This is a genomic window from Sutterella parvirubra YIT 11816, assembly GCF_000250875.1.
In the GTDB taxonomy this organism is placed as follows: domain Bacteria; phylum Pseudomonadota; class Gammaproteobacteria; order Burkholderiales; family Burkholderiaceae_F; genus Sutterella; species Sutterella parvirubra.
This window is the reverse complement of record NZ_JH604883.1, coordinates 1-11432: the sequence shown is the minus strand read 5'-3', so window position 1 is coordinate 11432 and position 11432 is coordinate 1. Positions and strand designations below refer to the sequence as shown.

Below are 11432 nucleotides of genomic sequence, written 5' to 3'. Positions count from 1 at the left end.
GCAGTTTTCCGTGATGAGGTTCAGCATCGCTTCCGAGCCCGACTCGAAGGTGACGACCTTCGCGCCCGGGATCTTCTTCGCGCGTTCGTGCGAGATCGAGCCCAGCTGCACCGAGATCGTCTTCCCCTCGAGATCTTCGATCCCGTTGATGCGGGTGTCGCCCTTCCGCTTGATGATCGTGAGGCCCGAATAGTAGAAGGTGTCGCAGAAGTGGATGCGCTTCGCGCGCTCCGCGGTCTTCGCGAACCCCGCCGCGCCCATGTCGATGGTGCCGGACGTGATGGCCGGGAGGATCGCGTCGAAGCTGAAGTCCGAGATCACAACGTCGCGGCCCATCTTCTGCCCGATCGCGCGCACGAGGTCGATTTCAAACCCGACCAGTTCGCCCGTTTCCGAGTTGTGGAATTCAAAGGGCGGGAAGGTGCCCGAGGTCCCGACCTTGAGGATCGGGAGGCCGTTCGGGCCCTTCGCGGGTTCGTCGGCGGCGGTGGCCGCGGTGATCCCGGACATCATGAGGGTGAGGCCGGCGGCGGCCGTGAGAATGAGGCGGCGGGTGGCGTGCATGGGTGCTTGGTCCTTGGGTTGCGTGGTGTTCGGTGCCGGGGACGGAAGGCGGCGTTATGGCCCGCTTCGCCTTCAGCGCCCCCGGCGGTGGGGGTCGGTCCGTGTTCGGTTCGGTGTCCGGTTGCCCGATCAGTAGCCCGTTCGGTGATCCGTTCGGGCGCCGCAGTTTCGCGCCCGTCCCTTCGACCGGTAAGGCTCGGTCGCAAAGGGGACTTCCGCGCGGAAGGCTTCGGTCCGGTCTCCCTTCGGGATCGGGCGGGCGGCGGTGGCTCGTTCCCTCGCCTCTTGCCGGCGCCCTTCTCCCTCGGGAGTGATTTCATTCTGCCTCATGTTCCCGCGGCTGACGGGGGTTTCGGGTTCGCCATGACGGTTCTATTCGACCGCCTTTTGCGCTGACCCGGGAGCGTCTGGGGAGAAGTGCCGAATGGCTTCGACATGTCGACAAATGGAGGGGTTGGTCAACCAAAGGCGCCTTCCATCCGCCGGTGTCTGGAACGGGTGCCCGAGGCTCGCCCGACGGCGGCCCCCGACCGCCCATCGCGCCTCAAGCGCCTCTCTTCCCGCCTCTCTTTACGTCTCTCCATCCGTCTCTCTTTTCGCCTCCCCCCAGGCTCCTCAAGCCCTCCCGCGAACCCGGATCATCCGTTCGTATCCGTTTCGCCACAATCGACCGGCCGCCAGGAGATTCGACGGCAACGAACGTCAAAAAGACATGAAAAACGCGGGTCTCGAAAACCCAACCGGATCAGGTACCTCCCTCCTTCCGCCCCATCGATTCCAGACCGGGGTTCCGGCCGCCCATAAAGCGAACGGTGAAATGTACGGACTGAAGGGAAAGTTCCGGATGATCAGAGGGTTTCCCCTTATCGGTGCGTTTTCGTGACCGTTCATAGCCTTCGGGTATCGGGCGCCCGTCCCAACGACTCTCAGCAAATGCATCCGCCCGACGGCGGACTTCGAACCACAACCACGAACAACACCAGGGGCGCCCCTCGAGGAGGACATTCACCATGGAACGAAAACTCATCGCGCTCGCCGTCTCCGCGGCGATCACCGCAACCTTTGCGGCCGGCACCGCCTCGGCCGCCCAGAAGACCGTCACCATCCAGGGGGACAAGTGGGATGAACCCGTCGTCATCTACCCGACCGACGCCAGCGGTTCGGGCTTTGCGAACATCGGGGAATTGAAGGTCGACGTGAAGGACGGCATCGTGATCGATTCGGTCACGTTCAAGAACACCAATCCGGACAGCGAGAAGCTCCGGGTCGGGTACCTGAAGCACTTCGGGAAGAAGGCCGTCGTCAACACGCTCGAAATCGAGGCCGGGACGGCGAAAAGGCCTACGGTCGCGACGCTTGAGTTCTGGGGCAAAGAGAAGGACGAGACGGGAAAGAGCTTCGACGGGAAGAAGGTCGTCATGCGCGACATGAGCGCCTTCCGCGTCTCGAACTCCTCCTACAGCAAGGGCAACTACAACGGGAAGAGCGTGAAGGACGCGGCCTTCCACGCCGACAACCTCGTGATTGACGGCACGACCGGGATCGTCTTCGGCGTCGTGCAGAATGCGCCCACGAAGCGCGCGGTCGACACCGTCTGGGCCGGGTATTCGGATGCGGCCGAGGGTCGGTTCACGAAGGCCGAAAAGGCCGTGGCCGGGATCGCCGGGTCCGGCGACTTCAAGTCGCTTCAGGTCGGCACCGTCAACGTCGGGAACGCCACCTTCGCGACGATCGACGGCGTCACCAAGATGCTGCCCTCCCCGGTCTCGGGCTTCTTCGAGCAGGTCGCCTGGTCGACGCTGGTGAAGGGTGCGGTGCTGCTGCCCTTGGACGGGAAGGACACGATCACCTTCAACCTGAACCACCCCGACGCGAAGCTCGCCTTGGGCACGATCGGCACCGTCGCGGTCGTCGAGAACAAGGTGGAGGCGGCTCAGCCCGCCGCCGCTTCGGGCGAGCAGCCGCGCGTGCGCAGCCGCCGTGCTGCGCCTGAAAACGCCCCTGCTCCCGCGGCCGAACCCGCCGCCGAACCCGCTGCGACGGCGCTCCCCGTCAACCTCTCGATCAACGTGAACGTTCCCGACTACAAGAACGAAATCTCGGTCGAGAAGATCGAGTCGGGCGCCGAGATCGCGATCTCGACGGCGGGGTCCGCTGAAAAGTCCGGCTCGGAAGTCGCCGCCGACACGGCGAAGCTCCTCAAAGTCGCCGCCCTCTCGGGCGGCTCGGAAGAAAAGCCCGCCGCGGTGACGACGCGCGTCTCGGTCGGCCAGGCGGGTTTGAACGACGCCGTCGAGACGGTCTACGACGTGAAGCCCAATGCCGAAGGGGGCGGCACGACGGTCGACGTCGACCATGGGAAGACCACGGTGACCTCCACCAACTCGGTGCTCGGCACCTTGTCCGAGGTCGCGAGCCTGGGCACCATGCAGTGGCGCGCCGAGATGAACCACCTCCAGTACCGCATGGGAGAACTCCGCGATCAGGCCGGGTTCGGGAACGGCGTCTGGGCGCGTGCGTACCAGGGGAAGGACAAGTACGGCGACCAGAAGGTTGAGAACGAATACTTGGGCTTCCAGGCCGGTTACGACCACCGTCTCGAGGGCACCAACGTGATTCTGGGCGGCGCGGTCTCCTTCACGCACGGGGACAGCAAGTTCCGCACCGGTGACGGCGACAACGACGCTCTCGCCTTCACGGCCTACGGGACGTGGCTTCATGAAAACGGCCTCTTCGTCGACGGGACGGTGAAGTACGCGGTGCTTTCGAACGACGTCGACATGCGCGCGCAGAACGGCGACAAGGTTGTGCGCGACAAGGCCTCCTACGACACCAACGCCATGAGCGTCTCGGTCGAGGCCGGGTGGCGTCTTCCCGTCACGAGCCTCGCCTACGTCGAGCCGCAGGTCGAACTCATGTACGGGCACGTGCGCTCGGCCGACTACCGGTGGGACGCGTACAAGGTGACGGCCGAAGGGGTCGACGCGCTGGTCGGGCGCGCGGGCGTCATGGCGGGGTTCTCGTTCCCCGACAAGAAGGGCTCGGTCTACATGCGGGCGTCGGTGCTCAACGACTTCAAGGGCGAGGCCGACACCACCTTCCGCTATGCGGGACAAAAGCGCGTCGTCTCGAACGACCTCGGCGGCTCCTGGTATGAGCTGGGCCTGGGCGGGAACTGGAACGTCACGGACTCGACCTACCTATACGCCGACTTCCAGTACGCTGACGGCGGCGAGGTCGATACGCCCTGGCGCTGGAGCGTGGGCGTGAGGCACGCCTTCTGACTTTGAGGTCAGCCCGGCCGGGCGGCGCGACCGATCAGGCCGCCCGCCGGGTCTCTTTTCTTAAGCGAGTCATGTCGCTTGGCCTGCGGTCTTCTCTTGAGGCCGCAGGTCTTTTTGTCTGCGGGGAGGCTCGGGGGAAGGCGTTTGGTGAAGCCACTTGGACTTCCCGAGCGGGGACGGGAGACGAAAAAGATACGGACAAAGGGTCGGATTTGGGGCGCAGGTCCCGCGGTTTGCCGAGGAGATCAGGGATTACGCGGAGCGGTGAGGAGGGTCGCGGAGACTATTTTCGACAGGGTCAAACCTCCCTTCCCTGTTCGGCCGTCGCCAAGGAGCCCCTCATGCAGAAGAAACTCGTCACGCTCGCACTTTCGGCGGCTTTGGCGTCGCTCGCGTCGGGCGCCGCGCTCGCGGTGGAGAACACGCAGATCTCGGGGGACGCGTGGAGCGACCCGGTCGAGATCTGGCCGACGGACAACCCCGCCACCGGGGCGAGCATCGGCGGCCTCGACGTGGAGGTGAAGGACGGGATCGTCATCGACAGCGTGACGTTCAAGGAGGTCTCATTTTCGGTGAAGACCAAATGGATTCCTCCACGACGCGGATGATCGACACGCTTTGGGTGGGGTACAAGGATGTTGACGGCGAATTCTCCGCGAATTCAAGTACGTTGAATGTCGCCTTCGTCGCGGGGTCCGAAGATTTCGACTCGGTTCGCGTGGGGACCATCAACGTTGGGAACGGCAGCATCGTCACAAACGAGTCCGAGCTTGAGGAGATGTTGGGCAGCTCGGTTTTTAATTCAGCGTCGGCGACTTCCCTGCAACCTCTTCCGGGATCGGACACGATCACCGTCAACGTCAACCACATCGAAGCACAAATCAGTTTGGGGGGATCGAGAGCGCGCCGACCGTTGCAGGGGCTGACGGTGATGAGGTCCCCACGAACCTTGATTTCCACATCAACGTTGAGGGCTACGTCAAGATCCTTAGGGTTGATGAACTTCAATCAGGATCCACGGTGACGGTGTCGGTTCCGGGCCAGGAAGAACTGGATCCTATGGAGACGACGAAGGAAGCGGCCAATCTCCTGAAAGTCGCCGCCATCAAGGGCGGTGAAGGTATGGAAGCACCCGCGTTCACGATGGCCGTCAGGGTCGGCCAGGCCGGTTTGAACGACGGGACGGAAACCGTTCTGCGGATGGTGAAGGAAGACGGCGCGGCCGAGGCCGCGCCCGATCCGGACCAAACCCAGGTCGTCCGAACTTCCGCCAACACCGTCCTCGCCACCCTCTCCGAATCCTTCGCCCTCGGCGCCACGGCCTGGCGCGCCGAGATGAACCACCTCCAATACCGCATGGGAGAGCTCCGCGACCACAAAGGCTTCAACAACGGCGTCTGGGCGCGCGTCTTCCAAGGCAAAGACGAGTACGGGAGCCAAAACGTCGAAAACGACTACTTCGGCTTCCAGGCGGGTTACGACCACAAGCTCGAAGGCACGAACGTCATCTTGGGCGGTGCGGTCAGCTACAGCCAGGGCGAGAGCACGTTTGAGACGGGCGACGGCGACAGCTGGTCCCTCGCCTTCACGGCGTACGGGACGTGGCTCGCCGAGAACGGGATGTTCATCGACGGTACGCTGAAGTACGGGATGCTCTCCACGGACCTCGACATGCGTGCGCAGAACGGCGCCGATTGGGTGCGCGACACGGCTTCCTACGACACCAACGCGATGAGCGTCTCGGTCGAGGCCGGGTGGCGTCTTCCCGTCACGAGCCTCACCTACGTCGAGCCGCAGGTGGAAGTCATGTACGGGCACGTCCGCGCCGCGGACTACACGTGGGCCGGCTACGACGTCACGGCGGAAGGCACGGACGCGTTCGTGGGGCGCGCCGGTTTCCAGGCCGGGATGATCCTCCCTGAGAACACCGGCAGCCTCTACTTCCGCGCGTCGGTCCTGAACGACTTCCGGGGTGAATCCGACACGACGTTCCGCTACGGGGACGCCAAGCGCACCGTCTCGCAGGATCTCGGCGGCTCGTGGTACGAGCTGGGCCTCGGCGGCAACTGGAACGTCGCGGACGACACGTACCTCTACGCCGACTTCCAGTACGCGGACGGCGGCGAGATCGACACGCCGTGGCGCTGGAGCGTGGGCGTGCGGCATGCGTTCTGAGCCTGACGGCAGTACGATTCTCAACAGGGAAGGACTCAACCTCCAAACCGACCACATCCAGAGGCCTTCCAGATGGAGAGGGGCGGCGCCGCAACACGCAGCGCCGCCCCTCTTCTCCACGCGGAGTCGGCTCCCCGGTGTTCCGTCGACGCGGAGGAGCCGGGGGGCGGTCGTCATCGTCAGAGGTTGCTCCCCGCCGCCGCACTCCCCGCGGCGGGCTTGAGCGTATCGACGAACCAGTCGACCACGAGCTTCACGATCTCGGGCTGGTACCAGGGCAGGTCGCCGTGGTTGGCGTTCTCGACCAAAACGTAGCGCACCGGTTCGCCCTTCGCCTTCAAGGCTTCGTAGAGGTGGCGGCTCTGCTCGGGGCTCACGAGCCGGTCCTGCGCGCCGTGGAGGATCAGGAACGGGGGTTCGTTCCCGTCGACGTGCCCGAGCGGGCTCGCGTTCCTCGCCTTCGCGGGGTCGGAGTGAATGGACGCGCCCGGGAACTTCCGGAAGGCCGCACCGTGAACGAGCAGCGCTTCGGTGACGGCGGGCGACGCATGGACTTCGTCGTCGGGGAGGCCTTCGCCGATCGAAAGAAGGTCCGAAATCCCGTAGATCGTGACGGCCGCTTGGACGTCGGACGACACGTTCGTCCAGTCCCCCTTGTCGAGGTCCTTCTCGCCGTTCGTGGTGCCGAGCATCTGCGAGAGGTAGCCGCCGGCGGAGTCGCCCAGAACGCCGATGCGGTTGGGATCGATACCGTACTCCTCGGCGTGGGCGCGCAGGTACCGGACCGCACTCTTCCCGTCGACGACGGGCGCGGGGTAGACGTTGGGAACGACGCGGTATTCGGCCGCCGCAACCACGAACCCAGCCTCAGCGAGCGCCGTGCGCATCTCCGTGAACTTCTCATGGTCGGCGGAGGTGAAGCCGCCCCCGGGGAAGTAGACGATCGCGGGTTTCTTTTCCTTCGTGCGCGGCGACATCACCGTCATGCGGAGCTGCCGGATCGCACGGTCGCTCTTGATCTGGGAATAGATGATCCCGGAGATCGTGTCGATCTGCGGGCGCGAGACGTCGACCTTGATCACTTCGGCGCCGTCGACGTAGCCGGGGAGACGGTCGGCGGCCGAGGCGGCGATGGCCGATCCGGCGACGGCCGAAATGAGCGCCGCGACGGCAAGGCGGCGGAAGGAGAAGGCGCGGCGGGGTTGGGTGATGGGCATGGGGGTGTTCTCCGTTGATGGAGTGAAAGACCGGAAAATCCTACACGGAAGGCGCGAAAGAAGGAAAACGGCCGCGGCGTCCGACAGCATCTGGGAAAAAGTGCGGCGGCTCGGGAAACGAACCCTCTACGACGAAAGACCGAGGCCGGCTCAGGCGTTTCGGGCGACAATGGGAGGACCGTACCCGAGTTCCGGGCGCCGTCGAGGCATCCGGTTTCGTCAAGGACGCCTCCCGGATCCTCCTCCGGCCGGCGGCATTTCCCCGGAATTCTGACCCCCAAGCACTTCGTACCTCCCCGAGACGCCCACATGCCCGCACTTCCCCTCTACCTCATCGCGAACCTGCTCTTTGGGTTGAACGGCATCATCGCCGCCTCGATTCCGTTCGAGAGCTCGGTGATCGTGCTCTCGCGCCTCATTCTGGGCGGAGGCTTCCTCGGGATCCTGCTTCTGACGCTGAGGCGCGCGGCCGCGCGGCGCGGGACGCCCTTCACGACGCTCACCCGACGACAGTTGGTCCTGCTCGTGCTCTCCGGCTTCGCAATGGGTGCGAGCTGGCTCTGCCTCTACGCGGGCTTTCAGACGATCGGCGTCGGGATGACGACCCTCCTCTACTACACGGGGCCCGTCATGCTGATGGCGTTTCTCGCCGTGACCGGCGAAGACCGCTTCGCGGGCTCGCAATGGCTGGGGCTCGCGGCCGCGGCGGCGGGTGCGGCGCTGGCGATCGGAGGCGGCGACTTCACGCTCTCGGGCGGGGTGCTGATCGGTCTGCTATCGGCCGTCTGCTACGCCGCGATGGTATGGACGGCACGACGCGCGGGGCACGTCGACGGTCTTACGGCCGCATCCTTGGAAATGGCCGCGGCCTTTCCCCTGGTGCTGATTTATGCGTGGTCGACGGTGGACGCCTTCCCGACCGCAGCCGACGTCGCGGCGGTGTGGCTCCCCTTGGCGGTGTTGGGGCTTCTCAACACCGGCGTCGGCTGCGCCTTCTACTTCTATGCGGTCTCGCGCTTGAACGCCTCGATCGTATCGGCGGGCGGGTACCTGGAACCCATCGGCGCGTTGGTCTTCTCGGCGATCTTCCTGGGTGAGAGCTTGGGCGTCACAGGATGGACGGGCGCCGCCTTGGTGCTGGCCGGCACCGTCATTGCCGGGCGGTCGTCCGGCAAGGAATGACCCCTTCACCACATTCCTTCGCCCGCTCGCCACAGCAACCTCAGAGACAACAACCCGAAGCTGAATACAAGAAGGACAAGAAGGCCGCCGACCCCGGGTCGCTCAACCCCGGACCGGCGGCCTTTGTCTGCCAGATGGCGAAGGGATGAACTTCGGGCTTTCAGCCGGTCAGGCCTTCAGGCCTTCACAGGCTTCTGCCCCGTCACTTCACCGTGGCGCGCACTTCCGCGGGTGCCCCGCGGACGAGGTCGCCCTTCTTGACCCCGCGGAAGGCGTTCTCCGCGGCAATCGCCTCAGAAACGGTCTTTTCAATCACGGGCTTCGCCGCGGCGGCCTTGTCGTCCGCGACCGTCACCGTGAAGGTGCAGTCGGCCGCGATGGCGTTCACCGTCGCGCCGCCCTTCATGGACGCGATGACCGCGTCAAGGAGCACCTGACCCAAAGCGGTCACGGCGCGCGCCCCCGCGTGCACGGCGTTGACGTTCCCGTAGTCCCCGTTCGAGTGCCCGCCCGGGCCCTCGATCGTGACGGTGTAGGTGTTGGCGGCGAGCGCCGCGCCCGAGCAAAGCGCAAGGATGGCGAGCGCCGTCGTGTTTCGGATCGATTTCAGCATGACGTGCCCTCCTTACTTGAACATCTCTTCCGTGGTGCGGTTCCCCATGGGACCGACGCCGGGTTTGACCACCTTGCCGTCAGACGTGTTGTAGCCCGACGCGATCAGCCCCGAGAGGATGAAGCGGAAGACGCGCTTCCCTTCGGCGACGCCGTCGCCCGGGATGCCCCATTCGTACCAGGTATGGCCGCCCCCGCCGCCCGCGTTGGTGCCGACGTTCATGTTGACGGTCGGCACGCCCACGGCGGCCGGGACGTTGTCGTTCAGGCTCGAGGCGGTGGTCGGAAGGTCCTTACGGACGTCCGTGCCGACCACCTCGTTCGCGGTCCACCAGGCGGTCACCGCGATGTCGTCGTAGTTCGGGCGCTGGTAGGCCGGGCGGTCGCCGAACCATACGAGTTCCATCTTGACGGCCTTCGGGTCGCCGTCCTTCACGCCGTAGGCGGCGTTCTCCGCCTTGACGGCGGCTGCGAACGCCGGTTCGATCTTCGAGCGGATGGCGGAGAGCGGCCCCTGAGTGGGGCTCCTCATGTCGACCATCAGCGTGCAGGCTTCGCTCCGCATCCCCTCACCCTTCGCGGGCGTGCAGTCCGCGACGCCCACCGTGTAGGTCGTGCGCTCCGCGGCCTTGTCGTCGTCCCACGGGGTCTTGAGGTCGGCGATCTGCGCGATCGCGCGGTTCATCGCCATCAAGGCCGAGGGCGCGGGCTTGTCGCCCAGCTTCCACCCGGCGGGTTCGACGTACTTCACTTCGAAGCGGTAGCTCCCGAGATAGTTCAAGGTGCCGCTCCCGGGGCGCGTCGAGTCCGCGCCGAAGTTCGCGACGAAGTTCAAAGCGTTGTTGCCTTTGCCCACGTCCTGGCTGTAGCCGTAGAGCTGCTTCATGCCGCAGAGGTTGCCTTTGCCTTCTTCGCCCGTCGTGCCGCAGACCCAGATGTCGTAGACAGGCTTGACGCCGTACTTCTTCATGAGTTTGGCGGCCTGCATGACCGCGACGGTGTTGATCATCGCGTCGTTGTAGCCCGGAACGTAGATGCGGTAGGCGCCCGCCTTCTTCGCGGCTTCAAAGTCCTGATAGCGCTTGTAGGCCTTCTTGTAGACCTCGTCCTTGACGACGCGGCCGTTCGCGTCGAACTTGATTTCGTCTTTGAGGGCTTTGAGTTCATCTCTCGTCGCGACGACGGGGTCGTTGACGGGCTGAAGCTTCACGGGTTCGTAGGTGTTCGAAGCGGGCGGGAGATCCGGCGGATTCACCGTGTCGATGTGGCCTTCCAGAAGCACCTTCGGAAGCTGCCCCTTGTAGGTGACCGGATCAGGCGCCGCGCCGTAGGTGCCGGGGATCCTCACGCAGACGTTGTAGACGGGAAGGCCGTCGACGATCTGAAGGCCCGCGCCCTTGATCGTGCCTTCGGCGTTCGTCATGATGTCTTCGGGCGAGAAGCCCCATTCTTCGACGAGGCGCTTCGTGATCTCGGCCTGTCGGCGCATCTCCGACCTCGAGGGCGATGCGATGCGCACGAGTTCGAGCAGGGTGTCGAAGCGCCATTGCTGAGCTTCGGGGGAGACCAGCTCTTCGAGCATCGCCTTCATCGGGGCGTCGTTCGCGATCGTGGTCGCCGCGGTTTTGACCGACTCGGGGACGTTGGGGACGACGCCGGGGGCGGCGGTGGCGGTAATGCTAAAGGTGAGGCCCGCCGCGGCGGCCAGAACCGCCGTGCGGATCAGCTTGGGTTTGTGCTCCATAAAAAATCCTCAGGAAACCCTCGTCTTCAGATGAGGGAGGAATGAGGCGCGGGGCGAAGCCACGCGTACCCATATCCGTTGTTGTGGGAAATCAGGCGGCAATGACGCCAATGAATGCCGTCAACCTTGCCGTCGGGCGTCTGCAACACGAAGCATCCGCTTTCGCGGACGGCTACGCGGCCTTGATAAACGACGCCTTTCTTGTCGGCCTCCACCATGTCGCCGGTCGCGAACCCGTGAACGCGCTTCTGACGCATCAGATAGCCGCGGGGGAAGCCGTACTTGTTGAGGCGCGTGCGCTGGTAGCTCCCGCGCCCCGTACAGCGGACCTGAAGCACTCCCATTGACTTCGGGTAGTCGGCACCGTTGATCCGACCGACGCAGAGCGCATCCAACCAGTGTTCCTTCGGGATCCCGAAGGCCTTGCGGTTGAACTTCGTCTGCGCGCCCGTCCCCGTTGCCACGAGAAGCCCGGTTTGCTTGAGTGCGTTGAAGAGCGCCCAACGTGTCGCGTTCACCGCAGCGGCATCGCGGAGCGGTGCTTTGAGCTGACGGCGGATCCGTTCAATCTGCTCGGGCTTGTTCTTCAGAAAGACTTCCAAAGGCTGTGCGCTTTTCTTCTGATTGCATTCCGTGCAGGCGAGCACCAAATTC

9 protein-coding genes and 1 pseudogene are annotated in these 11432 nt (G+C 64.8%); 5 read left to right on the top strand and 5 right to left on the bottom strand.

The annotated features are described in order from the left end of the window. Window positions 1-564, bottom strand: a 564-nt coding sequence (locus HMPREF9440_RS11335; protein ID WP_008541014.1) for a transporter substrate-binding domain-containing protein, incomplete at its 3' end; no start/stop codon positions are given. Window positions 565-1574: 1010 nt separating this feature from the next. On the opposite strand from HMPREF9440_RS11335, the gene HMPREF9440_RS10360 reads away from it, so the two are divergent. From HMPREF9440_RS10360 to HMPREF9440_RS02045, 4 genes are all read left to right on the top strand, one after another. Beyond that, the gene (locus HMPREF9440_RS10360) at window positions 1575-3848 is read left to right on the top strand and encodes an autotransporter outer membrane beta-barrel domain-containing protein (protein WP_008541011.1); all 2274 of its coding nucleotides are present in this window, start codon (window positions 1575-1577) and stop codon (window positions 3846-3848) included. Between the two features lie 341 nt (window positions 3849-4189). Continuing rightward, a complete protein-coding gene (locus tag HMPREF9440_RS02055; RefSeq protein WP_008541009.1) occupies window positions 4190-4456 on the top strand; it encodes a hypothetical protein in 267 nt (88 codons plus the stop codon). Then, window positions 4432-4872, top strand: coding sequence for a hypothetical protein (locus HMPREF9440_RS11805; RefSeq protein ID WP_040763229.1), 441 nt, complete (start codon window positions 4432-4434; stop codon window positions 4870-4872). The genes HMPREF9440_RS02055 and HMPREF9440_RS11805 overlap by 25 nt, the downstream gene beginning before the upstream one ends. Further along, window positions 4809-6023 carry an autotransporter outer membrane beta-barrel domain-containing protein gene (locus HMPREF9440_RS02045; protein WP_316244784.1) on the top strand — a complete coding sequence of 405 codons (1215 nt, stop codon included), beginning with the start codon at window positions 4809-4811 and terminating at the stop codon, window positions 6021-6023. Before HMPREF9440_RS11805 ends, HMPREF9440_RS02045 begins: the two co-directional genes overlap by 64 nt. A gap of 179 nt (window positions 6024-6202) precedes the next feature. On the opposite strand, the gene HMPREF9440_RS02040 is transcribed toward HMPREF9440_RS02045, so the two are convergent. Then, complete coding sequence (locus tag HMPREF9440_RS02040) at window positions 6203-7240, bottom strand: alpha/beta hydrolase (RefSeq protein WP_148516266.1); 1038 nt, start codon at window positions 7238-7240, stop codon at window positions 6203-6205. Window positions 7241-7549: 309 nt separating this feature from the next. Between HMPREF9440_RS02040 and HMPREF9440_RS02035 the strand changes: the two genes are divergently transcribed. Further along, complete coding sequence (locus HMPREF9440_RS02035) at window positions 7550-8422, top strand: DMT family transporter (protein ID WP_008541002.1); 873 nt, start codon at window positions 7550-7552, stop codon at window positions 8420-8422. A gap of 202 nt (window positions 8423-8624) precedes the next feature. On the opposite strand, the gene HMPREF9440_RS02030 is transcribed toward HMPREF9440_RS02035, so the two are convergent. From HMPREF9440_RS02030 to HMPREF9440_RS02020, 3 genes and pseudogenes are all read right to left on the bottom strand, one after another. Continuing rightward, window positions 8625-9035 (bottom strand): peptidase dimerization domain-containing protein, encoded by a 411-nt coding sequence (locus HMPREF9440_RS02030; protein ID WP_008540998.1) that lies wholly within the window; start codon window positions 9033-9035, stop codon window positions 8625-8627. Between the two features lie 12 nt (window positions 9036-9047). Continuing rightward, the gene (locus HMPREF9440_RS02025) at window positions 9048-10778 is read right to left on the bottom strand and encodes a zinc-binding metallopeptidase family protein (protein ID WP_008540996.1); all 1731 of its coding nucleotides are present in this window, start codon (window positions 10776-10778) and stop codon (window positions 9048-9050) included. A gap of 26 nt (window positions 10779-10804) precedes the next feature. Continuing rightward, window positions 10805-11432 (bottom strand): annotated as a pseudogene (locus tag HMPREF9440_RS02020) (RNA-guided endonuclease IscB); the annotation flags it as partial.